The following is a 24,498-nucleotide window of genomic DNA, read 5'->3' as shown; positions in this document are numbered from 1 at the left end:
AGTCGGGGCATGGTTCGGGACTGGAAGCGGCTGTTGGCCTATGGGGCCGTGTTGGGCCTGGGCGCCCTGGCCTTGCAGTGGATGGATTACAACCGCCTGGCCCGCATACATTCGGCCGACTTCTACATCCTGCTCACCGCCGTCGGTTTTCTGGTGCTTGGCGTCTGGGTCGGCACGCGGCTGCTCGGCGCCCCCAGGCCCGCCGCCTTCGATGGCAACCCCAGGGCCCAGGCGGCCCTGGGCATCAGCGCCCGGGAAATGGCCGTGCTGACGGAGCTGGCCGCCGGCCATTCCAACAAGGAGATCGCCCAGCGCCTGCACGTCTCGCCCAACACGGTGAAGACCCACGTCGCCCGGCTGTTCGAAAAGCTGGAGGCCAAACGGCGCACCGACGCCATCGCCCGGGCCCGCGAACTGGGCCTGCTGCCCTGAAGTATTTCGGGCTAGCCCGCGAAAATCACCCTTTCGGGCGATTGGCGAGCGCGGTTTCCACACGCCTTCTGCGGGCCTAACCTAAACGACAGGGGAGGCTCACATGCTTCGTAAAATTCTCATCTTCGGCGTCATCGGCGGCGTGATCGCCGGTACGCCCATGCTCGCCTTGACCGCCACCTCCGGCAGCAAGACGCTGTACGAGGGCGGCCATCTGCTCGGCTACGCCACCATGCTGGTGGCGCTCAGCACGATCTTCATCGCCATCAAGCGCCAGCGCGACGTCGATGGCGGGGGCGTGATCCGGTTCTGGCCCGCCGTCGGCCTGGGGCTGGCGATCAGCCTGGTTGCCAGCCTGTTCTATGCGGCGGCCTGGGAGCTGACCATGATGCTCGCCAAGGACGATTTCATGGCCATCTACAGCGCCGCCCAGCTTGCGGATCTCAAGGCCAAGGGCGCCTCGCCCGAGAAGATCGCCGCTACCGCCGCCGAGATGGCCAAATGGGCGGACATCTACAAGAACCCCTTCATACGCTTCCCGATCACGATGACCGAGATCCTGCCGGTGGGCGTTCTGGTGACCGGGGTCTCGGCCGCACTGCTGCGCAACAGCCGATTCCTGCCGGCCCGCACCGCCGCCGCCTGACGGTCAACCATTCGCCGGGTTTGCGCGTATCTTTAAGGGCAGCCCTTCAAGGATACGCGCATGCTCCGACGCCTCTGGCTGGCCGCTCTGCTGGCCTTTCTGATCCCGACCGCCGTCGCGGCCAAACCCCTGCCCAGGACCGAGACGGCGGTGTTCGCCGGCGGCTGCTTCTGGTGCATGGAAAACGACATGCGGGGCATCCCCGGGGTCATCAAGGTCGAGTCCGGCTACACCGGCGGCCATCTGAAGAACCCGACCTACAGGGACGTCACCGGCGAGAAGTCCGGCCACTACGAGGCCGTGCGGGTGACCTACGATCCCGCCCGGCTGCAGTACGACTATCTGCTCTACCGCTACTGGAAACTGGTCGATCCGACCGACACCGGCGGACAGTTCTGCGACCGCGGTCCCTCCTATCGCCCGGCCGTGTTCGTCGCCAATCCGGCCCAGAGAAAGACCGCCGAAGCCTCGCGGGCGACGGCGGCCAAACGCCTCAAGCGCGGCAAGATGGCCACCCCGATCCTCGACCTCGGCCCCTTCTGGCCGGCCGAGGCCTACCACCGCGACTACGCCAAGCGGAACGCCCTGGACTACAAGCTCTACCGCGCCGCCTGCGGCCGCGACGCCCGCCTCCGGGCGGTCTGGGGGAAGTAGCCGGCATGCGCCCTGACCAGAGGCGAGGTTGTCGCCGGCCGCGGGCTTTGCTACAGCGCCCCTGCGTATCCACCCAAGAGCCGACATGACCTCTGGTCTGACCGCCGCCAGCCACGCCGCCCGCACGATGCGCGGATGCGTCGCCCTGCGCGCCATGACCATTATGATGTCGATTAAAACCCCCATGCCAGGGACGGGACGGCGCGCGCCTTAAGACCAGCACGCCGACGGATCGCAAGATCACACCCCGCTCCCTTCACAGGCAGCGGGGTTTTTTATTGCGCGCCGTCGGTCAACCCAGAGGACCGATGAGATGACCCAGGACCCAGTACCCGCCCTTTCGGATTCCGCCCGATCCGACCCCGACCGTCCCGCCCGGCTGGCCGGCCAGCGGTTCGCCCAGGCCCTCGCCTGGACCGAGCTGATCGCCGTCACCGCCCGGGTGGAGGCGACCCTGCACGCCGCCGGCAGCCTGGAGGACCTGTTCGCCCTGGAGGCGGGCCTGGGCGCCGGCTTCCGGGACCGGCCGCCGGTCTGCGAACTGATGTGGGCCGGCGAGGCGGCCGACATCGAGCCGAGCGGCCTGCGTCTGGCCGCCTTCGACGACGCCGGCCGGGTGCTGTTGCGCCGAAGCTATCTGGTCGGCGAGGCCAACCATGCCGGATGACGCCAAACCGCTCAAACGGCCCTGTGAGGACCGGCTGCACACCTTCGTCGTCGATGTGCATGAAGAGGCCGACACCCTGATCCGGGTCCTGGGGCCCTTCGCCGTGCAGGAGGCGCGGATCACCGGCATCCGGCTGGATCCTGGTCCCGCCGGCCTGTCGATCGCCATCGAGGCCAGCGGGGTCACCGCCGAACGGGCCGAGCTGATCGCTCGCCGGCTGGACGGGCTTGCGGCCGTGCGTCGCGTCGGGCTCGGCTGGCGCAACGCCCCCTATGCGTTGCCAAAAGAAACGGGTTAGTCTGCCGACATGGACAAGCCGGTACTCGATGTCGCCCTCGCCGCCACGCCGGTGTTCAACCCCGGCGACGTTGCGCCGCCGCCGGTTCCGGCCAACCCCCTGCTGACCGCGCCGGTCGCCGCGACCCTGGTCAAGCTCGCGGCGCCGAACCTGCTGGGCATGATTGCCACGACAGCCGTCTCGATCGCCGAGACGGCCTACCTGGGTCACCTGGGCGCCGAGCCACTGGCGGCGGCGGCGCTTGTGCTGCCCTTCATCATGCTGATGGGGATGATGAGCGCCGGGGCCATGGGCGGCGGGGTCTCCTCGGCCATCAGCCGGGCGCTGGGCGGCGGTAACATGCAGAGGGCCCGTGACCTGGCGCGGCACGCCATGGTCATCGGCCTGGCCATGGGGCTCGGCTTCACCATCGTCCTCAGCCTGCTGGCGGGCCCGCTGTTCCACCTGTTGGGTGGCCGGGGCGAAACGCTGCGGCTGTCGGTCGCCTATGGCGGCGTCGTCTTCCTGTCGGTCTGGCTGATCTGGCTGAGCAACATGTTCGCCTCGGTGCTGCGTGGCTCGGGCGACATGGTCAGGCCGTCTGTCGCCCTGATGGCCATGGCCGCCCTGCAGGTGGTGCTCGGGGGCAGTCTGTGCTTCGGCTGGGGTCCCGCCCCGCGGCTCGGCATCGTCGGCGTGGGTCTCGGCCAGGCCATCGCCGGCGCGCTCGGGGCCGGGGTGATGTTTCTGATGCTGCGCTCGAAAGGGGCCAAGGTGCCGCTGACCGTGCGCGGCCCTCTGAGCCGGGAGATGTTCGCCGACATCCTCCGGGTCGGCGGCCCGGGCATGCTGTCGCCGATCCAGACGGTCGGGGCCATCCTGGTCATCACCGCCATCGCCGCCCGCTTCGGGGTCGAGACCCTGGCCGGCTATGGCATCGGCTCGCGGCTGGAATTCCTGCTGGTGCCCATCGCCTTCTCGGTCGGAGTGGCGTCCCTGCCGATGGTCGGCCTGGCCATCGGGGCTGGCGACGTGGCCCGGGCCCGCAAGGTGGCCTGGACGGCCGGCGCCATCGCCTCGGTGGGCCTGGGGTCGCTTGGCATCCTGCTGGCCGTCTTCCCGCAGCTGTGGGTCGGCATCTTCACCCGCGACCCCGGCGTGCAGGCGGCCTCGGCCCTCTATCTGCGCTTCGCCGGTCCGGCCTTCATCTTCTTCGGCCTCAGCCTGGCGCTCTACTTCTCCAGCCAGGGGGCGGGAAAGGTCTGGGGCCCTCTGTTGGCCGGCACCGCGCGTCTGCTGCTGATCGCCATCGGCGGCTGGGTGCTGATCCAGATCGAGGCGCCCAGCTGGGCCCTGTTCGCCCTGGTGGCGGCCGGGATGGTGACCATGGGCGTGCTGACGGCGGCCTCGATCGCCCTGACGCCCTGGGGACCTCAGCCCTCGCGCCGCAAGGTCACATAGAGCTCCTGCTCGATCACCCATTGGCCGGTGACCTTGCGCCAGACGGCCAGATAATCGCCGGCCAGAGTCTGGTCCTTCCAGCGCCCGATCCAGCTTCCGCGCTCGGCGGCGCGGCCCTCGTCCATGTCCGGCGTCACCTCCAACGGCGTGCGTTCATAGGCAATGAAGCTCGGGTCGGCGAACTGGGCCGCGAAGGCCTCGACGATGCCGCGGGCTCCCGTGATCAGCCCGCCCTCGCCGCCGATCAGGTTGGCGTCCGGGGCGAAGAAGGGCGCCAGTCGCTGCGCCTCATGGGCGGCGATGAATTTGTTGGTCAGGCGGCGGCGGGCGCGGATGGCGTTGTCAGCAGAGGGCATGCCCCAGACTAGAGCGACGCGGCACTAGCGGCGAGTAGCGGCGGCCTTGAGGTCGGCGAGCATGGCCGGGGTCAGGACCCAGGGCTCGATCAGATAGCGATAGGCCAGCCGGGCCGGCTGCGAGGCCAGGCGGAACAGCCACTCCAGGCCCAGCCGCCCCATCCAGCGCGGGGCCGCGACCTGCACCCCGGCCTCGTAGTCGAAGGCGGCGCCGACCGGGAAGAAGACCCCGCGGCCGATGCGGCGGCGGTTGGCCGCGATCCAGGCCTCCTGTCGCGGCATGCCCATGCCGACCAGGATGATGTCCGGCCCGAAGTCGGCGATGGCCCGCAGGACCGCGTGGTTCTCCAGCCCCTGGACGTTGAAATAGCCGTGGTGTTCGCCCAGCTGCACGCCCGGATGCCGCTCAAGGATGGCCTGCCGCGCCTTCTGGCCGACGCCCGGCGCCCCGCCCACGTGGAACACCCGCCAGCCGCACTCGGCGGCCCGGGCCCAGAAATCCTCACGCCAGTCGAGATAGGTCGAGCGGTGCTCGCGGCTGACGTCCAGCCCGACGAGGCGGGCCCAGGCGATCATGGGCACGGAGTCGATCTGCACCAGGTCGGCGTCGTCGAAGAAGTCGCGCAGCTCCGGCCGCGTCGCCATCAAGGCGAGACTGTGCAGGTTGTGGTTGGCGATCACCGCCGTCCCGCCGCCGGCCACGAAGGCCTCGGTCGCCGCCAGCATGCCGGCGGGCGTCAGGGCGTCGACCTCTCCGCCCAGCAGGGGCAGGCGGTGGCTCAGATGGGGCAGGGTGTGTTCCATGGCCCACCGGTATAGAGCCGCCCGCTTTCGGGCTGGTTAGGAGGCGTGGTTAAGCGGGCGTCACCGGAACTTCAGCTTGAGCCCCAGGATCACCGCCGACAGCACCAGGCATACGGCATTGGAAAGGACGATCGGCCAGCTGCCCGACAGCGCGCCGTAGGTCGTCCACAGGACAAACCCCGTCACCGTCAGGGCGAACATGTTGAGGGACACCGACGAGGCGTCCTTCTCCTTCCAGATCTTGAAAATCTGCGGCGTGAAGCTGGTCATCGAACACAGCGCCGCGCCCACGCCCACGGCGTTTATCCAGACCTTGTCCATGCCAGCCGGAACGCGGGGTCGCCCCCGCTGTTCCGCTGGATCTAGAACATCATCCGGCCGGCCAGGCGCAGGTTGTAGCGGTCCTCGCCCTCGGCGGTTTCCAGGTCGCCTTCGACGGCGACGTAGGACATCGGGGTGCCGGCCTTCAGCGAGAAGCCGACCACCAGCGCGCCTTCGCCCGGCTCGGTGGCCACCAGGGTGAAGGGCGAGCCGCTGTCGAACCGGGCGACGGTGTCGCCGATCTCGCCGGCCAGATGCTGGCGGTAGCCGAGGCGGATTTCCGGACGCCACCAGTTGTCACGACCGAAGGTGGCCCCGAAGGCCAGTTCGGCGGCGGCCGACAGGCGGCTGCTGGTGCGGTCGTCGACGGTCAGGCCGAGGCCGATGTCGCCGTCCTCCTCGCGCGAACCTTCGGCGAAATACAGGTAGTCCAGGCTGACCTGCGGGCGGACGTAGAAGCGGCCGAAGCGGGCTTCGTAGGCGACCATGGCGTTGGCCGAACCGGTGAAGCCGCCCCAGTTGGCGCTGCTCTCGCGAATGATGCCGGCGCTGGACGAGGTGGCCGGATCGATGAACCGGCGCTCGCCTTCGAACCAGCCGTAGCCGGCCGCGCCGCGGGCGGCGAACAGCCAGCCGCCGACGTTGCGGCGCCAGTAGACGCCGGCTTCCAGCAGCGAGACGTTGGTCTGCTCGCCGATCTGGGCGATGTCGTCCTTCTCTTCGGCGTTCATGTAGGCCAGCGTCGCGCCCAGCGCGCCGCCGTCATCGCCCATGCTTTCGTAGCCGGCGATGAAGCCGAAGGCCTTGGTTTCCGAGCCGATCGTGACGCCCGTCTCGCGCAGCACGCCGACGTTGATCTCCTGCACCCAGACGCTGTCGGGTCCGTAGCGCTGGGTCATGTCCGGCCGGGTGGCGGTCAGGCGGAACAGGGCCTGGCTGGCGTTGTCGATGGCCGAGAACAGGCCCTCGCCCTGGTCGGGCAGCAGCTGGTCGTAGAGCCGCAGGAAGTCCTTCTGGTTGGTCGCGCCCAGGAAGGAACCGGCCAGCTCGTCGTCGGCGAACAGCGCCTGATAGACGGCGTCGAGGGCGGCGCCCTGGTTCTCGTTCAGGCCCATTTCCGCGGCGTTGCGGCGGGAGATGGTCAGGTAGACCTCACCCAGGCCCGTGTTGGCCGAGGCGGTGATGTTGTAGAAGAAGGGCCGGTTCTCGGCCAGGGCGTTGGTGTTGACGTTGCCGAACGTCAGGGCCCCGGCCTTGACGATGGTGAACTGGCTGCCGACCCCGATGTCGCTGTCGATCAGGCCGGTCAGCTCGAAGCCGATGGTCGAGCCGTTGGCGAAGGTGGCGGTGTCCATCTCGAACACCGTGTTCCTGCGGCCGGCGGCGCCCTCCGGATCGATGGTGACGAACAGTTCGCCGTTGGCGGCCACGGTCAGGGCGTCGCCGCGCACGACGCTGGTGTTCACCGCCGTCAGGCGACCGTCGTTGACCGCGATGGTCAGCTGGTCGTCGAGGTTGGCGTCGGTATAGCGGTCGTTGCCGGTGGTCTCGTTGATGGCCTTGAGGTTCAGGACATCGCCCTTGGCCTGGGCCCCGCCGCTGATCGTCAGGCTGTCGGCGCCGAGACCGAAGGACATGGTGCCCAGCATGACGCCGTTGGTCAGGGTCAGGGTGTCGTTGCCCGTGCCCATCAGAACGTCGCCGATGATCAGCGGCTCGTCCGCGTCGTCGATGCCGTCGTCGTCGCTGTCGGCGTCATCGATGCCGTCGGCGCCGTCGTCGCCGTCCGAGCCCTTGTCGGCCAGTGTGATGGTCGTGCCGCTGGTGTTGTTGCGCAGGTCGATGGCGATCGCCCGCCCGTTGATGGTCTCGTTGTTGGGGTCGAGATCGTCGTCGTCGGTGTCGGCCTCGTCGTCGTTGCGGACGATGGTGGCGACCAGCGAGCCGGTGACGTTGACGGTCTGCAGGGTGCCGGAGGCGTCGCGGACGGCGATGGCGCTGGCGTTCTCGCCGGCGCCCGTTGCCGAGACGAAGCCGCCGATGTTGAGCAGCGGCACGGTGGAGTCGGCGCTGATCTCGATAGCGACCGCTTCGATCGCGTCTTCCCGCGTGCCCGGGTCCGGGCCGACCAACGGAGCCGAGGTCGTCGAGGCGATGGCGATCAGGGCGCCGCCGATGTTGATCTCGTCGGCGTCAACGTCGCCGCGCAGCCACAGGGCGTGGGCGTTGTTGTTGTAGCTGCGGGCGGTGACGGTGCCGTCGATGCGCACGCCGCCGTTCATCTCGACATGCTGACCCGCCAGCTCGCCGGCGTCGAGGAAGTCGCCGTCGCTGTTGAAGTCGACCGGCGCGCCGATCTGGATGGCCGTCGAGGAAATGTCGTCAAAGAGGCCGTCGGAGTTGATCGAGCCGCTGATGATCAGGCCGAAATCCGTATTGCCCGCGAGGTTGGTCCCCACGTTGCCGATCGTCACCGTCTCGGTGTTCGAGGCGATCAACAAGGCCGGCGCGGCGCCGAACACCGTGACGTTGCCGACGCCCTCGCTGCCGTCCGGGATACCGTCGTTGTCGTAGTCGTTGTCGTCGGTGTCGAGAATGCCGTCGTTGTCGTCGTCGGTGTCGGCGGTATCGAGCTGGCCGTCACCATCGTCGTCGTCGTCGGTGAAGTTGCCCTTGCCGTCGCCGTCGAGGTCGTAGGTGGACGAGTTGAACGGCAGAGCGACCTGGATGCCGCCGGTGACGTTGCCGCTGATCCGGACGGCCGGGCCGCCCTGCAGCAGATCGTCGGCGTCGAGGTTGGCGCGGACTTCCTCGCTGAAGGGGCGGTTGGTGTAGCGATAGCCGGTGGCCGTCACCGTGCCGCTGATCACCAGGCCGGCCGGGTTGACGCCGGTGCCGATGTCGCCCGAGACGTCGAGGGCGACCGCGTTCTCGCCCGTCGCCACCACGGCGCCGGCGACAAACACGCCGTTGGCGCGCTGCTGGGCGGTGGTCCCGCCGCCCACGTTGCCGGCGATGCGGATGCCGACGGCGTTGTCGCCGGTGACATTGATCGAGCCGTAGTTGCGGATCGAGCCGGAGACGTTGCTCTCGACGCTGATGCCGAAGGAGTCGTTGCCTTCGACAATGATGCTGCCGGAGTTCTGGATATTGCCGGTCAGGCCGCCGGCCCCGGTGACGCGGATGCCGTACCGGCCCGTGCCCTTGGCAAAGTCACCGTCCTCATCGCCGTCCTTCTTGCCGGTGGTCGCGTCGGCGATGTCCTCGGGCGTGTAGTCGTCGCTGTGGCTGATGGAGCCGGAATTGGTCAGGTTGCCGGTGATGCCGGCCGCCCCGGTGTCGACCAGGATGCCGACGGCGTTGTCGACGGCCTTGGTGGTGATGCCACCGGCGTTGTCGACGTTGTTGTTGCTGTTCTGGGTGATCGCCGGGCCGCCGGTGGTCAGCTCGAACTTGCCGCCGTTGGTCACCTTGATGTCATCGGGCGCACCGTTGTTGACGGTGGCCGTGGAAACCCCTGTGGTGCGGGTATTGCTGATCGTCGTCTCGGCGAAGGCCGAGCCGGCGAACAACAGGAGCGGAGCGACCGCCACCGTGGCGATCAGACGCTTACGAACCATGGGTATTTCCCCGCAACCAGACCAGACACTTCCGTCACTCCCCGATGCGGCGAAAATGCGTCAAGCTTCAACGCACTGTCCCCTTTGGAGAGCCAAACCCGTCTATCGCATGGTTCAACAGGGCGCCACACGAACGTGCAACATTGGCGCAATCGAACCGCCGAATCGAGGTCGTTGATGTCGATCCTGAAGGCCCTGTGGCCGCTCCGCACCGCAGAGGCTCCGCCATCGGCCGCGCCTGTCGCGGACGAGGCGCCGCCCGTCGCCCAGGCCCCGGCCGGCGATGGCGCGCGGGGACCGTTCCGGACCCTGGTCGAGAGTCTCCCCGATCCGGTGCTGGTCATCGAGGGCGATCCGGACGAGCCGGCCTCCCGTCGCATCATCTTCGCCAACGCCGCCGCCCGTGACCTGCTGCCCGGGCGTCTGGAGGGCATGCGGCTGGTGACGGCCCTGCGGAACCCTGAACTGCTCGAGGCCGTCGACGAGGCCCTGCTGGGGGCTCCGGGCTCGGCCCAGATGGAGGCCGGCGGGGCGCAGGAGCGCATATGGGCCGTGCAGACGCGGCCTTTGGGCCAGGGCGAGTTCGGCCGGCTGGCCCTCCTGACCCTGCGCGACGAGACCGACGTGCGCCGGGCCGAACGCATGCGCGTCGACTTCCTGGCCAACGCCAGCCACGAGCTGCGCACGCCCCTGGCCTCGCTGTCGGGCTTCATCGAAACCCTGCGCGGCCACGCCAAGGACGACGAGGCGGCCCGCGAAACCTTCCTCGGCATCATGCAGGCCCAGGCCGAGCGCATGCGCCGGCTGATCGACGATCTGATGAGCCTGTCGCGCATCGAGCTGAACGAACACATCGCCCCGGAAGGCCGTCTCGACCTGTCCTTGGCGGTCACCGATGTGCTCGACGCCCTGGTGCCGCTGGTGCGCGAGAAGTCGCTTTCAATCTGCAACAATGCGCCGGACCGGGGTGTCGCCGAGATCGAAGGCGACCGCGACCAGATCCTCCAGGTGATCCAGAACCTGGTTGAAAACGCCGTGAAATACTCGAGCAACGAAGGGACGCTGGAAATCAGCGTCGTCGCTCCGGCGTCCGACGATTCCGCCACCCCGCCGCGCGATCCGGCCGCCGCCCGCATGACCCTGCTGGCCCCCGACCGGCCGCAGGGCCGCCGATTCGCCCTGTTGCGGGTCACCGACCATGGTCCCGGCATCCCGCGCGACCGCCTGCCCCGGCTGACCGAGCGCTTCTACCGCGTCGAGGGCCAGAAGAGCGGCGGCCTGCGGCCCGGCACGGGCCTGGGGCTGGCCATCGTCAAACACATCGTCAACCGGCACCGGGGCGGCATGGCCGTCGAGAGCGCCGAGGGCCGGGGGGCCAGTTTCAGCGTCTGGCTGCCGCTGGCGGACAGGGACACCCTATGATCGACCGTCGGACATTCGGATTTGCGGCGGCTGCGGCTATGGCGGCAGGGGGGCAGGCCATGGCGACCATGATGCACGTAGGGCCCATCGTCATCGCCCATCGCGGCGCCAGTGGCGAGCGGCCCGAACACACCCCCATGGCCTATCGGCTGGCCATCGAGCAGGGCGCCAACTTCATCGAGCCGGACCTTGTGCTCAGCAAGGACGGCCACTTCGTCTGCCGCCATGAGAACGAGATCGGCGGCACGACCGATGTTGCGGCCCGCCCGGAGTTCGCCGGCCGCCGGACCACCAAGGTCATAGACGGCGAGACCCTGACGGGCTGGTTTACCGAGGACTTCACCCTCGCCGAGCTGAAGACCCTGCGTTGCCGCGAGCGCCTGCCCCAGCTGCGCCCGGGCAACACTGCCTTCGATGGCCAGGAGGCCATGCCGACCTTCACCGAAGTGGTCGCCCTGGCCCGGGAGGAGGGCCGCCGGCACGGCCGCGAGATCGGCGTCTATCCGGAACTCAAGCATCCCAAACATTTCGCCGGCCTGGACCTGGCCATGGAGTCCCGGCTGGCGGCGACGCTCAAGGCGCTGGGGTTCGACCACGGCGGCGCGCCGGTCTTCGTCCAGTGTTTCGAGGTTGGGCCGCTGAAGACCTTGCGCGGTCTGATCAGGACCCCGCTCGTCCAGCTGGTCAGCCAGGACGGCGGCCCCGCCGACCTTCCGGGCGTGACCTACGCCAGTATGACCGGGGCCGCCGGGCTCAAGGCCATCGCGTCCTACGCCGACGGGGTCGGGCCGCAGACGACCCTGGTCATTCCCACCGACGGCAAGATCCTGCTGCCGGCCACAACCTTTGTCGCTGACGCCCATGCGGCGGGCCTGAAGGTGCACCCCTGGACCGTGCGGCGTGAAAACTACTTCCTGCCGACATCCCTGCGCGGCCCCGGCGAAGGCCCCGAGGCGATGCGCGCGTCGGGCGACGTTCAGGCCTTGTTGGCGGCGCTGTTCAAGGCGGGCGTCGATGGCGTCTTCAGCGACTTCCCTGCCGAGGCGGTTACAGCCCGCAATCGCTTCATCGGCGGGAATGCTTAGGTCAGGCCTTGGTGCATTGATCAGAAGCTATCAAGAGCGCTTTGCCCAGGGCTACGGCATGCTCTTCAGCTTCTCGTTCCTCAGCCCTACATGCTGCCTCGGCCATCTTCCGCGAAAGCGCCTTCGCGCGAACTGCATCAGTTGACTTCAAGCCTTGTTCCTTGATCCAGTCATTGGTCGTTTTTCCGTGCGCACGGAAAAACGCGCCCTGTAGATCGCGGCGTCGGAGCGCCTTCATCAGCTGCGCTGGGGTCGTCTTCATGGCTCGTCCAGACAAAAAGGGGACGCGAGCCGACAGTGACCGCGTCCCCCATTACAGGGTCTCTTTGCTCGCAGAGCGTCTCGTCTGCGGCTAGGGGTTCCGCCCATCCCGGCCCCTCCCGCGGTTGAAGGGGTTACACTTCCACAGCATCTGCTCCTTTGCCCTGCCATTGGCCCGGGGAGCCTGTGGTTATCCCGCCGCTACGGGTTTCCGGATTGGCTCGTGAGAAGCCAGCTGAACAGCTTCATAACGAACCTCCTTCTGTCGCCGTTGGTCACAATGACTGGCAACAAAAGGGAGATGGGCTCGACCGGCAGCATCCGCAAGGATGGGAAGCGCGGGTCCTGTTACGCCCCCATATCCAGCGAATACCCCGCAGACCTGACCGTCCGGATCGGGTCCACGTCCTTGCCGCTGTTCAGCGCCTTGCGCAGCCGGCCGATGTGGACGTCCACCGTCCGCGCCTCGACGTAGACGTCCGAGCCCCAGACCGCGTCGAGCAGCTGTTCGCGGCTGAACACCCGGCCCGGATGCTGGATCAGATGGTCGAGCAGGCGAAACTCCGTCGGCCCCAGATGCACCTCGCGGCCGTCGCGCCTCACCCGGTGGGCCACCCGGTCGACGATGATGTCGCCATGGCTCAGCCGGTCATCGGCCAGACCCGGCCGGATCCGCCGCAGCACGGCGCGGATCCGCGCCAGCAGCTCGGTCATCGAGAACGGCTTGACCACATAGTCGTCGGCCCCGGTGTCGAGGCCCCGGATGCGGTCCGTCTCCTCGCCCCGCGCCGTCAGCATCAGGATCGGCAGGTTGCGGCTCTCCTGCTTCTGGCGCAGGCGGCGGCAGACCTCGATCCCCGAGACCTTGGGCAGCATCCAGTCGAGCAGCAGCAGGTCGGGCTTCGACTCGTCGATGACGATCAGGGCCTCCTCGCCGTCGCCGGCCAGCAGGACGCGATAGCCTTCCTTCTCGAGATTGTACTGCAGCAGGGTCGCCAGGGCGTCCTCGTCCTCGGCGACGACGATGGTCGGCGTGCTCATTGGTGGCTCTCACCCTTGGGGCGCTGGTCGGTCAGTTCCTCGCCGGTGATCTCGTAATGGACGATCTCGGCGATGTTGGTGGCGTGGTCGCCGATCCGCTCCAGGTTCTTGGCGACGAACAGCAGGTGCGCCCCCGGCGTGATCGTGCGCGGATCGCCCATCATGTAGGTCAGGAGCTCGCGGAACAGGCTCTCGTAATGCTCGTCGACCTCGTCGTCGCGCGACCAGACGGCGGTGGCCCCGGCCAGCTCGCTGGCGGTGTAGGCGTCCAGCACGTCCTTCAGCCGCCCGGCCACCAGCTTGCCCATCCGCTCGATGCTGCGGGTCACGGGACCGGCGGTGTCGCTCTCGGCCAGGATCAGGGATCGCTTGGCGATATTCTTGGCCAGATCCCCGCAGCGCTCGAGGTTGGAGGCGATCTTCATCGCCGCCACGGTGCGGCGCAGGTCCACCGCCATCGGCTGGCGCAGCGCGATCAGCCGGATGGCCGCCCGCTCGATCTCGCCTTCCAAGGCGTCCAGCCGGGTGTCGCGCTCGACGATCTGGGCGGCCAGGGTGACGTCCCGGCGGGCGAAGGCGTTGATGCTGTCGGCCACCTGGGCCTCGGCCAGGCCTCCCATGCGGGCGACCTCGGCGGTCAGGTGGTTCAGCTCTTCCTCGTAGGAGGTGACGATATGGCTTTGCATTTTACCTACCCGAACCGGCCGGTGATGTAGTCCTGGGTCCGCGTCTCGCGCGGGTTGGTGAAGATCTCGCCGGTGGCGCCCTCCTCGACCAGGACGCCCATGTGGAAGAAGGCGGTGCGTTGCGAAACCCGCGCCGCCTGGGCCATCGAGTGGGTGACGATGACGATGCAGTACTGGCGGCGCAGCTCGTCGATCAGCTCCTCGATCCGCGCTGTGGCGATGGGGTCCAGAGCCGAGCAGGGTTCGTCCATCAGGATGACGCGCGGCTGCACGGCGATGGCCCGGGCGATGACCAGGCGCTGCTGCTGACCGCCCGACAGGCCGGTGCCCGGCGAATGCAGCCGGTCGGCGACCTCGGCCCACAGGCCGGCCTTCTTCAGCGAGGCCTCGACGATGCCCTCGATGTCGGCCTTGCTGCTGGCCAGGCCGTGGATGCGCGGGCCGTAGGCGACGTTCTCGAAGATCGATTTGGGGAAGGGATTGGGCTTCTGGAACACCATGCCCACCCGGCTGCGCAGCACGACGGGATCGACGTCGCGGCCATTGACGTCCTGGCCGTCGATCTCGATGCGCCCGGTCACCTTGGCGCCGGGAATCGTGTCGTTCATCCGGTTGATGCAGCGCAGGAAGGTCGACTTGCCGCAACCCGACGGCCCGATGAAGGCGGTCACCGCCCGGTCGGGGATGTCGATGCTGATGTCATGCAGGGCCTGCTTGGTCCCGTAGAAGGCGTTGACCTTGTCACAGCGGATTTTCACCCCGGCCGCGGGGCCGGGCGTGTGGGTGGCGACGACCGGCGGCCGCAGCTGGGTGTCATGGGGCATGGAGCTGTCCTCGGCGGCCATCGGCTACCACCTCTTCTCGAAGCGGCGGCGCAGGATCACGGCCGCCGAGTTCATCACGATCATGAACACCAGCAGGACCATGATGGCTCCTGCCGTGCGTTCGTGGAAGGCGGCCTCGGCGGCGTTCTCCCACAGGAAGACCTGCACCGGCAGCACGCTGGCGGCGGACGCCAGGCTCTCGGGCAGGCCGGGGGTGAAGGCGACCATACCGATCATCAAGAGCGGCGCGGTCTCGCCCAGGGCGTGGGCCAGGCTGAGGATGACACCGGTCATCACGCCGGGCATGGCCTGGGGCAGCACATGGTGGAACACCGTCTGGGTGCGGCTGGCGCCCATGCCCAGCGCGGCTTCGCGGATCGAGGGCGGCACGGCCTTCAGCGCCGCGCGGGTGGCGATGATGATGGTCGGCAAGCTCATCAGGGCCAGCACCATGCCGCCGGTCAGCGGCGCCGAGCGCGGGAAGCCCAGCCAGTTGATGAACAGCACCAGGCCCAGCAGGCCGTAGACGATCGAGGGCACGGCGGCGAGGTTGTTGATGTTGACCTCGATGAAGCCGCTCAAACGGCCCTTCGGCGAGAACTCTTCCAGCCACACCGCCGCCAGCACCCCGACCGGCACCGCGATCAGGGCGGCGACCAGCAGCATCAGGGCCGAGCCGACCACGGCGCCCAGGACGCCCGCCTGTTCCGGCTCGGTCGAGTCCGACCGGGTGAAGAAGTCGCTGTTGAAGTGACTCTTGATCACGCCCTCGCCCTTCAGCCGGTCCAGCCAGTCCATCTGGCGGTCGGTCAGCTTGCGGTCGGCGGCGGGGGTCGAGCGCTCGATCTCGCCCTTGAAATAGAGGTCGGCGTTGGCCTTGACCGGCACGGTGAAGGTCAGGGTCTTGCCGATCGCCGAGGGGTCGGCCTTGATCGTGTCGAGGATACGGTAGCCGAGGTCGCGGGAGACCAGGTCCATGGCTTCGCCGGACGCCAGGCCAAGCGCGTCGTCCTGAATCTTCAGCCGCTTCAACAGGTCGCCGGCGGCGATGTAGTCGAAATTGTTGCCCTCGATATCGGACCGATCGATCCGCGCCGGGTCGAGATAGACGCTGGCCGTGATCGAATGGGTCCAGAAGGCGGTGTAGCCCTGCTGGATCACGCGGCCCAGCAACAGAACCAGGAAGCCGAGCGCAATGGCGATGGCGATGCGGCCATACCAGCGGAACCGGCGCTCGGCGGCGTGGCGCTTCTTGAGACGGGCGTCCTGGGCCCGGGACTCGTGTGCGGCGTCAGTCATAGGCCTGCCGATATTTCTGGACGATGCGCAGGGCGATCACATTGAGCGCCAGGGTGACGGCGAACAGGGTCAGGCCCAGACCGAACGCGGCGAGCGTGCGGGGGCTGTCGAACTCCTGGTCGCCGGTCAGGATCTCGACCATCTGGCGGGTGACGGTGGTCACCGAGTCCAGCGGATTGGCGGTGATCCGGGCCTGCGACCCGGCGGCCATGGTGACGATCATCGTCTCGCCGACGGCCCGCGAAATGGCCAGCAGCATGGCGCCCATGACGCCCGGCAGGGCGGCCGGCAGGATCACCCGCTTGACCGTCTCCGACTTGGTCGCGCCCATCGCATAGCTGCCGTCGCGCAGGGTCTGGGGCACGGCGTTGATGATGTCGTCCGACAGGGACGAGATGTAGGGGATCAGCATGATGCCCATCACCACCCCGGCGGTCAGGGCCATCTCGTTCTGCACACCCATCAGGTATTGGCCGAGCGGATCGAGCGGCCCCTCGGCCAGCCAGCTGCCGATATAGTTGAAGAAGCCCCGGAACAGCGGCCCGACGGTCAGGGCCGCGAAGAAGCCGTAGACCACCGTCGGCACCCCGGCGAGAATCTCCAGCAAGGGCTTGATCACCCCCCGGGTGGTCGGCCCGGCGTACTCCGACAGATAGATGGCGCAGAACAGCCCGACGGGCGCGGCCACGCACATGGCGATGATCATCACCAGGAAGGTGCCGGCGAACAGCGGCACGGCCCCGAAGGCGCCCTTGGCCGCCACCTGATCCTCGCGCATGGCGATCTGCGGCTGCCACTGCAGGCCGAACAGGAAGTCGAGCGGCGAGACCGAGGCGAAGAACCGCAGGGCCTCGTAGAGCAGGCTGGCGACGATGCCGACCGTGGTCAGGACGGCGATGGCCGAACAGGCGATCAGGGCGATGTTGATCCAGCCCTCGACCTGGTTGCGGGCCCGCAAGGTGGGCTTGATCCGCGGCCAGGCCAGCAGGAAGCCGCCCAGCGCCAGCACGGCGGCCAGGGCGATGGCCGCGAAGGCCGAGAAGGTGTTGAAGCTCTTCGCCTGGCCGACCTTGGCCTCGAGCGCGGTCTTCTGCTCGGGCGTCCACTGGATGTTGCTGGGCGTCTGGCCCGTGGCGATGGCCTGGGCGTCGCTCCAGAAGGCCTGGGCGGTTTCCGACGGCATCTGGGCGACGGCGGCCGGCGGATCGGCGCTGAGCAGCGCCTCGCCCAGCCGCGGCCCGGCGGTCAGGAACAGAATCAGGATCAGCGCGGCCGGAACCCCGGTCCAAAGCGCCACCCAGGTCCCGTAGTAGCCGGGAAGACTGTGCAGCGCTTCCCTGGGCCCCAGGGCGACGGCGCGGCGACGGCCCAGCACATAGACTCCGGCCGAGAAGGCCAGGAGGACAGCGAGCGCGAGGGTGAAAGACATTCTGTGCCCGGACGAGTCTCAGGGGAGACGTTGGCCTCCCAATGCCCCGCCTATGCTGGCCCTATGCGACAGTTGAATGACAGTTCGATGACAACGGACTGATCTCGCCCGGTCCTATTCGATCAGTCGCCCAATTTCCGTCTCCAGTGGAGCCAGGTCGCCGTGAAAACTGCGGATCATGGCCTGCAGAAAGGCGGCTGGAACGAGCCGTGAAAAGTCGACGGGGTGGCCGGCTTCGGCGGCAAGCATGGCGAAGAAAGCATTCTGCGTCCGGCCGTTGCCCTCCCGGAACGGATGAATGGCGTTCAGTTCGGACAGGAACCGGGCGCCGGCATGGGAAAATTCCGGCGCCGTCAGGCGCACCAGATACCGGTTGTTCCTGAGCCAGCCGAAAAGTCGGTCCAGCTGACCGGCGATATTCTCGGGGTAGCAGAACTCGTTGCCGTCCTTGGCTATCCGCACGGTGCGCAGCCGACCGGCCCAGGCATAGACGTCCTGAAAAAGATGGCGATGGACGGCCAGGTAGTGGGTCTTGCTCAGTCGCCCGGCGGGAAGGGGCTCCTCGGACCGCTGGGTGACGGAGATCGTTTCGAACTCCGCCAGCATCGAGGCGTCCAGAATGCCCAGCCGGTTGATGAGAACGTCCGATCCGGCGACGAGATAGGGATCATCGCCGGGGTCGTAGCCGTGCACGGTCAGCGCTTGGCCTTGCTGTAAGGGGAAGCCAGCTCGCTTCGCCTTTGCTCGGAGCCGACGGACTCCCGGTCGAACCGGACGAAGGCCTCGCTGACGCCGGACGGCAGGGTCAGGCCCTCCACGGCGTTCAGTTTTTCCATCGCCTCGCGGCCCAGGGTGAAGCTCTTGGCGATCCGCCCGTTGGGTTTGTGAACCATGACCTCTCCGCCTTGATGGCGGACCGCGTCCCGCGCCGCGTCGATGGCCTGGGCCTGGGTGGCGAACACCTGCGTCGAGCCGGCCCCGCGAAGCGCCCAACCCCCGCTCGCCTCGGGCGCGACAGAAATCTTCGAGGGCCGGCGCGTCATGGAGGTCAGTCTAGCATCGGGGCGGCGGGTTTGTCTGTGCTATCCTCCACCCGTGCGCCTCGACCACCTCGTCGACCCGCACGGCAACTGCCTGGAGATCACGGCCCCGCCGACCGTGACTAACTCCGGTCCGGCCGACCCCCACGCCCTGGCCCGCGCGAAAGCCTGGATCGCGGCTTGACCCGCCCCGCCGCCTTGCGCCAAACCGCCCGTCCATGAACGTCCTCCTCATCGGATCCGGCGGGCGCGAACACGCCCTGGCCTGGAAGATCGCCGCCTCGCCCATGCTGACCCGGCTGGTCGCGGCTCCGGGCAACCCCGGCATCGCCGAGCTCTGCGACTGCCGCGACCTGAAAGCCGATGACGTTCAGGGCCTCGTCGCCCTGGCCAGGGAGATCGCCGCCGACCTCGTCGTCATCGGCCCCGAGGTCGCCCTCGAGGCCGGTGTGTCCGACGCTGTCCGCGCCGCCGGCATTCCCTGTTTCGGGGCCAGCCAGTCGGCGGCCCGGCTGGAGACCTCCAAGGCCTTCACCAAGGACTTCTGCGCCCGCCACAACATGCCGACCGCCGCCTACGGCGTGTTTGAAACCGCCGAAACAGCCGGCGCCTTCCTCGACACCCTCACCGCTCCCTTCGTGATCAAGGCCGACGGCCTGGCCGCCGGCAAGGGCGTGGTCATCGCCGAGACCCGGGCCGAGGCCGACGCCGCCATCCTCGACATGCTCGGCGGCCGCTTTGGCACGGCCGGCGCCAGGGTGGTGATCGAGGAGTTCATGGTCGGCGAGGAGGTCTCCCTCTTCGCCCTTTGCGACGGCGTCTCCGCCGTGCTGTTCGGCCAGGCGCAGGACCACAAGCGCGCCTACGACGGCGACAAGGGCCCCAATACCGGCGGCATGGGCACCTACAGCCCCGCCCCGGTCCTGACCGACGCCCTCCTGGAACAGGCCTTCGACGCACTGATCGCCCCCACCGTCCGCGGCATGGCCGCCGAGGGCAACCCCTACGTCGGTGTCCTCTATGCCGGGCTGATGCTGACCGCGACCGGGCCGAAACTGGTCGAATACAACGCCCGCTTCGGCGACCCCGAATGCCAGGTCCTGATGCTGCGCCTGGCCGACGACCTCCTGCCCTGGCTCCACGCCACCGCCACCGGCGGCCTCTCCCGCCTCAGCGGCCCGACCTTCCGGGCCGAGTCGGCCGTCTGCGTGGTGATGGCCGCCGAGGGCTACCCCGACGCCCCCGTGCCCGGCGCCGCCATCACCGGAACCGACAGCGACTTCGGCGGCGAAGCCGTGGTCTTCCACGCCGGCACCAGACGCGACGCCGACGGAACCCTGCGCGCCTCCGGCGGCCGGGTGCTCAACGTCTGCGCCCTGGGCGCCACCCTGCACGAAGCCCGCGACGTCGCCTATGCGGCGGTCGGGACCATCGACCTGCCGGGCGGTTTCCATCGCTCCGACATCGGCTGGCGGGCCCTGTAGGAAAACGGGGACACATTGCTTCGCTTGCGGCCCGGCCCCGGAGCCTCCGATGAATATGTCTAGACATATTCATCGCCGTTTTCCGGCCTAACCGCCCCCGCGCCGCCTGCACCGATCCCTGGTGCGTCGTTCAGGGAGGTTTTCGGGTGGCTGTATGTGGCCTCTGGAGAGGCGGAATGTGCTGCTCAGGGCGGCTTTGAGTTGGTCTTAAGCCGTTGAAATATAGGCCATTATTTCGACTACACGGCGGCTTCTCCCTGCTATAATGGTCAAGCTTCGATAAGCCCGCCGCACCACCGTTGCAGCTTCTGTGCGTCCCCCGCGTTAGACTGCCGATCCCACCAGAGAGCCCGTATGAGCCGCGCCGATTCCCTGCTGAAACCGGGCGACACCTGCTGGCGCATCGATCGGGCCGACCGCGTCTCCTTCCTCGTCGACGGCGCCGACTACTTCACCGCTGTGAAGTCGGCCATGCTGTCGGCCAAACAGTCGATCTGGCTGCTGGCCTGGGTGTTCGATCCCCTGACCCGCTTCGAGCCCGACCGGGTGGAGCGCAGCCGCGATCCCCAGAACCCCGACCGCCTCGGCCAGCTGCTGCGCCGGCTGTCGGCGCTCAATCCGGCGCTCGACGTGCGCATCCTGGCCTGGGACATGCCGCCGCTGATCGCCATGACCCAGCGCTTCCCCGGCCAGCGGGCGAAAAAGTACTTCGAAGGCTCGGCGGTCAAGTTCCGCCTCGACAACAGCCTGCCGATGAGCGCCTGCCACCACCAGAAGGTGCTGGTCATCGATGGCCGGCTTTGTTTCATCAGCGGCGGTGACCTGGGCGCCGACCGCTGGGACACCTGCGACCACCTCGACCACGATCCCAACCGCCGCCTGCCCTGGGGCGACCGCTATCCGGCCCGGCACGATGTGGCGATGATGGCCGAAGGCCCGGTGGCGCAGAGCTGCGCCGAGCTGTTCGTCGAGCGCTGGGCCAACAGCGGCGGCGGTGACCTGCCGATGCCGGAGATGGCCGAGAAATCGCCCTGGCCGGAGGACTTCGCCGAGGACCTGATCGACATCGAGGTTTCCCTGACGCGCACCCAGCCGCGCTGGAAGAACCTGCCCGAGACCCAGGAAGGCTACCGCCTCCACCTCGAATGCATCGCCGCGGCCCGGCGGACCATCTTCCTGGAAAACCAGTACCTGGCCTCGCCGATGATCGTCGCCGCCCTCTGCCGCAGGCTGGAGGAACCGGACGGGCCCGAGGTCATCACCATCGGCCCCAGCGCCAGCCCCAGCTTCTTCGATCGCATGACCATGGACAGCGTCCGCTCCCGCGCCATCAACCGGCTGGAGCAGTCGGATCTGCATCACCGGTTCCGGGCCTTCACCGCCCGCACCGCGCATGACGAGCCGATCATCGTCCATTCCAAGGTCTCGATCTTCGACGACCGGCTGCTTCGCATCGGCTCGGCCAACCTCAACAACCGCTCAGGCGGCCTCGACACCGAGGTCGACGCGGTCATCGAGGCGGCCGACGGCGCCGAGGGGGCGGAGACGCGACGGACCATCGCCGCCTTCCGCACCATGCTGATCGGCCACTATTTCGGCCGCGGCCTGGTCGAGACCCAGGAGGCGATCCGCGACGCCGGCTCCGTCGCCGGAGCCATCGACGCCCTCGACGGCCATCCGCGGCGGCTGCTGCCGATCGACCAGAAGAAGCTCGATCCCTTCAGCGTCTTCGTGGCCAGCTGGAGTCTCGGCGATCCGCTGTCGGCGTCGGACGCCTGGCGGCCCTGGATCCGCCGCGACCGAATCCGCCAGGCGATGGCCTGCATGCCGTTGCCGGTGCGCGGCACGCACGGCTCGGACGAGAGCGACGCGGAAACGAAGGCGATCAGGGCCGGGGGGGAATCTCGATCTCGATCACCAGGGGCAGGTGGTCCGAAGCCTTCCGCGCCTCCGGATCAAAAGGCGACTCCACCCTGGTGACCTTGATGCCCGGCGAGACGAAGACGTGGTCGATGCGCATGAACGGAAAGCCGCTCGGGTAGGTCGACATCGGCGCCCCCGGCCACTGCAGCTGGGCGTCGGCGATGGCGGTGGCGATGATCCGGTAGGGCTGCTGGAAGGGCGTGGCGTTGAAGTCGCCCATCAGGATGCCGGGCGCGGTGAATTTCTCGTCGGCCAGCCAGTCGGCGACCAGGGCGGTGGCCTGTTTCTTCTGCTCCTGCGGCACCAGGCCCAGATGGGTGTTGATGACCTGCAGTTCCTGACCGTCGGGCAGGGTGACGGCGATCCACACCGCCCCGCGCGGCTCCAGCGCCTTGATCTTCGGATAGCCGGGCAGGGGGCCGGCCCGCACCAGCCGCTCGGGCAGGGTGGTCAGCAGGGCGTCGCCGTAACGCTCTTCCTCGATATGCATGGCGGCGTTGAAATGGCTGCGCATGGAGAGGAGTTCGCCCAGCCGGTGGGCCTGATCGACGTGGCCGGTGCGCTTGCGGCCGACGTCCAGCTCCTGCAGGCCGACGATGTCCGGTTTGGCGGCCGCGATCACCCGGGCGCAGCGTTCCACGTCCAGCCGTTTGTCGACGCCCACGCAGCGGTGGACATTCCAGGTCATCAGGCGAAGCTTCATGCCTCGAAGAGATCGCGCGGGGTGTCGGTTGGTTCCGGTTCAGGGTCGGCTTGCCGACGGCTGAGCAGGAAGAGGGCGTTCTCGGCCCGCCAGTTCTCGATGCCCTTTGACGGATCGATCGGCCGCGCCGCCTGACCGCGCGCCAGCGCCGCGCAATGTTCGGTGCGCAGGTCCAGGTCTTCGGTCAGGGCGTTGAAATCGGCCAGGCTGCAGAGGTGGATGTTGGGCGTCGACCACCAGGGCTCGGGCAGGGCCCGGGTCTCGGGCATCCGGCCCCGCGACAGCAGGCTCCAGCGCACCCGCCAGTGGCCGAAGTTGGGAAAGCTGACGATGGCCCGGTCGGCGATGCGCAACAGCTCGGAGAGCACATGCCTCGGATTGTGCGTCGCCTGCAGGGTCTGGCTGAGGATGGCGTAGTCGAAGGCCCGGGTCGGGAAGGCGTCGAGGTCGCGGTCGGCGTCGCCCTGCACCACGGCCAGCCCGCGCGCCAGGCAGGCCGAGACGCCGGAGGCTTCCAGCTCCAGCCCCCGTCCCTGGGCCTGCTTCTCGCGGACCAGAAGTTCCAGGAGGTCGCCCTCGCCGCAGCCGACGTCGATAACCCGCGCGCCCGGCCGCACCAGCCGCAGGATTTCGCGGAAGTCCTCACGCATCAGAAAATCCTCCTTCGGCGCGAAGCGACGGGGGAGGGGGACCGCCCGCGCAGCGGGTGGTGGAGGGGGCGGCGCCGGCTGATGAGGTTGGCCGCGTTCTGGCACGGGCGGCGATGACAGCGTTCAGGATCAACCCGCCCCGCCGGCGCTGCCCCCTCCACCGCCGCCGCTAAGTCGCGGCGGCGGTCCCCCTCCCCCGTCAGGCCTTCGGCCTGCCGAAGGAGGATTTGGAGCGCGAATGCCCTCACCACCGAGACCTCACCGAATCCAGAAATCCTCTGAGGGCGCCGTCCATCACCGGCTCGTCGAGCAGGAAGGCGTCATGACCCTTGTCGCTCTCGATCTCCAGGAAGCTGGCCTGCGCGCCCGCCGCATTGAGCGCCCGCACGATGTGACGGCTCTCGACCGTTGGATACAGCCAGTCGGAGGTGAAGCTGAGCACGCAGAACTTGACGTCCCGCGCCCCCCGGAACGCTTGGGCCAGCACCCCGCCGTGCGGCGCGGCTAGGTCGAAATAGTCCATGGCCCGGGTGATGTAGAGATAGCTGTTGGCGTCGAACCGATTGACGAAGCTGCCGCCCTGGTGACGCAGGTAGCTCTCGACCTGGAAGTCGGCGTCGAAGCCGAACGACAGGCCGTCGTTCTGCAGCTCGCGGCCGAACTTCCGCTGCAGGGCCGCCTCCGACAGATAGGTGATGTGGGCCGCCATGCGGGCGACGGCCAGGCCCTTTTCCGGGCGCACGCCGGCGGCGGCATAGGCCCCGCCGCGCCAGTCGGGATCGGCCATCACCGCCTGGCGGCCGACCTCGTGGAAGGCGATGTTCTGGGCCGAATGGCGGGCTGCGCTGGCCACGCAGACCACCGCTTCCAGCCGCTCGGGATAGTCGGCGGCCCACTGCAGCACCTGCATGCCGCCCATCGAGCCGCCGACCACGGCGGCCAGCTTCTGGATGCCCATGGCCTCGACCAGCATGGCCTGGGCCCGGACCATGTCGCCGATGGTGATGACCGGGAAGGTCAGGCCGTAGGGCTGTCCGGTGGCCGGATCGGTGGAGCCGGGACCGGAGGAGCCGTTGCAGCCGCCGATGACGTTCGAGCACAGGATGAACCAGTCGGCCGGATCGAGCGGCCGGCCCGGACCGACAAGGCGGGTCCACCATCCCTCCTTGCCCGACACCGGATGCTTGCCGGCGACATGCTGGTCCAGGGTCAGGGCATGGCAGATCAGGACGGCATTGGATTTGTCGGCGTTGAGTTTGCCGAAGCTGCGCCAGGCGATCTCCAGATTCTCGAGTTTCGAGCCGGAATCGAGCGCCAGCGGCTGGCTCGGCCCAAAGGCCCAAACCCCGCTGTCCTGCACTGTAATGTCCGCCGATCCGTCCCTAAAGCTCATGGGGCTCCGATGACCGCGCC

26 protein-coding genes are annotated in these 24,498 nt (G+C 68.4%); 11 read left to right on the top strand and 15 right to left on the bottom strand.

Features of this window, described 5'->3' with window-relative positions; all coding sequences use genetic code 11:
• Positions 1–9: 9 nt before the first annotated feature.
• From AC2YG9_RS04590 to AC2YG9_RS04565, 6 genes are all read left to right on the top strand, one after another.
• On the top strand, positions 10–432 hold the full coding sequence (locus AC2YG9_RS04590) for a helix-turn-helix transcriptional regulator (protein WP_487296740.1): 423 nt from the start codon (positions 10–12) through the stop codon (positions 430–432).
• 103 nt (positions 433–535) lie between these two features.
• Positions 536–1,078: a DUF4199 domain-containing protein gene (locus AC2YG9_RS04585; RefSeq protein ID WP_487296739.1), complete on the top strand. Its 543-nt coding sequence runs from the start codon at positions 536–538 to the stop codon at positions 1,076–1,078.
• A gap of 60 nt (positions 1,079–1,138) precedes the next feature.
• Positions 1,139–1,732 carry a peptide-methionine (S)-S-oxide reductase MsrA gene (gene msrA / locus AC2YG9_RS04580; protein ID WP_487296738.1) on the top strand — a complete coding sequence of 198 codons (594 nt, stop codon included), beginning with the start codon at positions 1,139–1,141 and terminating at the stop codon, positions 1,730–1,732.
• 313 nt (positions 1,733–2,045) lie between these two features.
• Entirely contained in the window at positions 2,046–2,399 is a 354-nt protein-coding gene (locus tag AC2YG9_RS04575) for a hypothetical protein (RefSeq protein ID WP_487296737.1), read from the top strand.
• Positions 2,389–2,697, top strand: coding sequence for a hypothetical protein (locus AC2YG9_RS04570; RefSeq protein WP_487296736.1), 309 nt, complete (start codon positions 2,389–2,391; stop codon positions 2,695–2,697). Before AC2YG9_RS04575 ends, AC2YG9_RS04570 begins: the two co-directional genes overlap by 11 nt.
• 9 nt (positions 2,698–2,706) lie before the next feature.
• Entirely contained in the window at positions 2,707–4,137 is a 1,431-nt protein-coding gene (locus AC2YG9_RS04565; protein ID WP_487296735.1) for an MATE family efflux transporter, read from the top strand.
• On the opposite strand, the gene AC2YG9_RS04560 is transcribed toward AC2YG9_RS04565, so the two are convergent.
• From AC2YG9_RS04560 to AC2YG9_RS04545, 4 genes are read right to left on the bottom strand one after another with little or no spacing between them, the layout of a single operon-like run.
• A complete protein-coding gene (locus AC2YG9_RS04560; RefSeq protein WP_487296734.1) occupies positions 4,110–4,493 on the bottom strand; it encodes a YybH family protein in 384 nt (127 codons plus the stop codon). The genes AC2YG9_RS04565 and AC2YG9_RS04560 overlap by 28 nt on opposite strands.
• Positions 4,494–4,517: 24 nt before the next feature.
• The gene (locus AC2YG9_RS04555) at positions 4,518–5,297 is read right to left on the bottom strand and encodes a WecB/TagA/CpsF family glycosyltransferase (protein ID WP_487296733.1); all 780 of its coding nucleotides are present in this window, start codon (positions 5,295–5,297) and stop codon (positions 4,518–4,520) included.
• A gap of 60 nt (positions 5,298–5,357) precedes the next feature.
• A complete protein-coding gene (locus AC2YG9_RS04550; protein ID WP_487296732.1) occupies positions 5,358–5,618 on the bottom strand; it encodes a SemiSWEET family sugar transporter in 261 nt (86 codons plus the stop codon).
• Positions 5,619–5,659: 41 nt separating this feature from the next.
• Positions 5,660–9,238 (bottom strand): autotransporter domain-containing protein, encoded by a 3,579-nt coding sequence (locus AC2YG9_RS04545; RefSeq protein WP_487296731.1) that lies wholly within the window; start codon positions 9,236–9,238, stop codon positions 5,660–5,662.
• A 177-nt stretch (positions 9,239–9,415) separates the two neighbouring features.
• On the opposite strand from AC2YG9_RS04545, the gene AC2YG9_RS04540 reads away from it, so the two are divergent.
• Entirely contained in the window at positions 9,416–10,660 is a 1,245-nt protein-coding gene (locus AC2YG9_RS04540; RefSeq protein ID WP_487296730.1) for an ATP-binding protein, read from the top strand.
• A complete protein-coding gene (locus tag AC2YG9_RS04535; protein ID WP_487296729.1) occupies positions 10,657–11,745 on the top strand; it encodes a glycerophosphodiester phosphodiesterase in 1,089 nt (362 codons plus the stop codon). The genes AC2YG9_RS04540 and AC2YG9_RS04535 overlap by 4 nt, the downstream gene beginning before the upstream one ends.
• Position 11,746: 1 nt before the next feature.
• Here AC2YG9_RS04535 and AC2YG9_RS04530 read toward each other — a convergent pair whose 3' ends face one another.
• The 8 genes from AC2YG9_RS04530 to AC2YG9_RS04495 all read right to left on the bottom strand — a co-directional run bounded on the left by AC2YG9_RS04530 (position 11,747) and on the right by AC2YG9_RS04495 (position 18,328).
• Complete coding sequence (locus AC2YG9_RS04530) at positions 11,747–12,007, bottom strand: hypothetical protein (RefSeq protein WP_487296728.1); 261 nt, start codon at positions 12,005–12,007, stop codon at positions 11,747–11,749.
• 347 nt (positions 12,008–12,354) lie between these two features.
• Positions 12,355–13,047 (bottom strand): phosphate regulon transcriptional regulator PhoB, encoded by a 693-nt coding sequence (gene phoB / locus AC2YG9_RS04525; RefSeq protein WP_487296727.1) that lies wholly within the window; start codon positions 13,045–13,047, stop codon positions 12,355–12,357.
• Entirely contained in the window at positions 13,044–13,733 is a 690-nt protein-coding gene (phoU, locus tag AC2YG9_RS04520) for a phosphate signaling complex protein PhoU (protein ID WP_487296726.1), read from the bottom strand. Before phoU ends, phoB begins: the two co-directional genes overlap by 4 nt.
• Before the next feature lie 5 nt (positions 13,734–13,738).
• Complete coding sequence (gene pstB / locus AC2YG9_RS04515; RefSeq protein ID WP_487296725.1) at positions 13,739–14,557, bottom strand: phosphate ABC transporter ATP-binding protein PstB; 819 nt, start codon at positions 14,555–14,557, stop codon at positions 13,739–13,741.
• Positions 14,558–14,581: 24 nt separating this feature from the next.
• Positions 14,582–15,856, bottom strand: a complete 1,275-nt coding sequence (gene pstA / locus AC2YG9_RS04510; RefSeq protein ID WP_487296724.1) for a phosphate ABC transporter permease PstA — start codon at positions 15,854–15,856, stop codon at positions 14,582–14,584.
• On the bottom strand, positions 15,849–17,285 hold the full coding sequence (gene pstC / locus AC2YG9_RS04505) for a phosphate ABC transporter permease subunit PstC (protein ID WP_487296723.1): 1,437 nt from the start codon (positions 17,283–17,285) through the stop codon (positions 15,849–15,851). Before pstC ends, pstA begins: the two co-directional genes overlap by 8 nt.
• A gap of 114 nt (positions 17,286–17,399) precedes the next feature.
• The gene (locus tag AC2YG9_RS04500) at positions 17,400–17,978 is read right to left on the bottom strand and encodes a Fic/DOC family protein (protein ID WP_487296722.1); all 579 of its coding nucleotides are present in this window, start codon (positions 17,976–17,978) and stop codon (positions 17,400–17,402) included.
• A 2-nt stretch (positions 17,979–17,980) separates the two neighbouring features.
• Positions 17,981–18,328 carry a DUF2188 domain-containing protein gene (locus AC2YG9_RS04495; protein WP_487296721.1) on the bottom strand — a complete coding sequence of 116 codons (348 nt, stop codon included), beginning with the start codon at positions 18,326–18,328 and terminating at the stop codon, positions 17,981–17,983.
• 52 nt (positions 18,329–18,380) lie between these two features.
• Between AC2YG9_RS04495 and AC2YG9_RS04490 the strand changes: the two genes are divergently transcribed.
• The 3 genes from AC2YG9_RS04490 (at position 18,381) to AC2YG9_RS04480 (ending at position 21,789) form a co-directional block, all read left to right on the top strand.
• On the top strand, positions 18,381–18,509 hold the full coding sequence (locus tag AC2YG9_RS04490) for a hypothetical protein (protein ID WP_487296720.1): 129 nt from the start codon (positions 18,381–18,383) through the stop codon (positions 18,507–18,509).
• Between the two features lie 34 nt (positions 18,510–18,543).
• Positions 18,544–19,809: a phosphoribosylamine--glycine ligase gene (gene purD / locus AC2YG9_RS04485; protein WP_487296719.1), complete on the top strand. Its 1,266-nt coding sequence runs from the start codon at positions 18,544–18,546 to the stop codon at positions 19,807–19,809.
• 354 nt (positions 19,810–20,163) lie between these two features.
• Positions 20,164–21,789, top strand: a complete 1,626-nt coding sequence (locus tag AC2YG9_RS04480; RefSeq protein WP_487296718.1) for a phospholipase D-like domain-containing protein — start codon at positions 20,164–20,166, stop codon at positions 21,787–21,789.
• On the opposite strand, the gene AC2YG9_RS04475 is transcribed toward AC2YG9_RS04480, so the two are convergent.
• The 3 genes from AC2YG9_RS04475 to metX all read right to left on the bottom strand — a co-directional run bounded on the left by AC2YG9_RS04475 (position 21,695) and on the right by metX (position 24,478).
• Positions 21,695–22,420, bottom strand: coding sequence for an endonuclease/exonuclease/phosphatase family protein (locus AC2YG9_RS04475; protein ID WP_487296717.1), 726 nt, complete (start codon positions 22,418–22,420; stop codon positions 21,695–21,697). The two genes, AC2YG9_RS04480 and AC2YG9_RS04475, sit on opposite strands and share 95 nt — an antisense overlap.
• An 11-nt stretch (positions 22,421–22,431) precedes the next feature.
• A complete protein-coding gene (gene metW, locus AC2YG9_RS04470) occupies positions 22,432–23,085 on the bottom strand; it encodes a methionine biosynthesis protein MetW (RefSeq protein ID WP_487296716.1) in 654 nt (217 codons plus the stop codon).
• A gap of 244 nt (positions 23,086–23,329) precedes the next feature.
• Positions 23,330–24,478 (bottom strand): homoserine O-acetyltransferase MetX, encoded by a 1,149-nt coding sequence (gene metX, locus AC2YG9_RS04465; protein ID WP_487296715.1) that lies wholly within the window; start codon positions 24,476–24,478, stop codon positions 23,330–23,332.
• Positions 24,479–24,498 lie beyond the last annotated feature (20 nt).

The sequence above is a fragment of the Caulobacter sp. SRI_014 genome (genome assembly GCF_057586315.1).
This window is presented reverse-complemented; position numbering and strand designations above follow the sequence as displayed.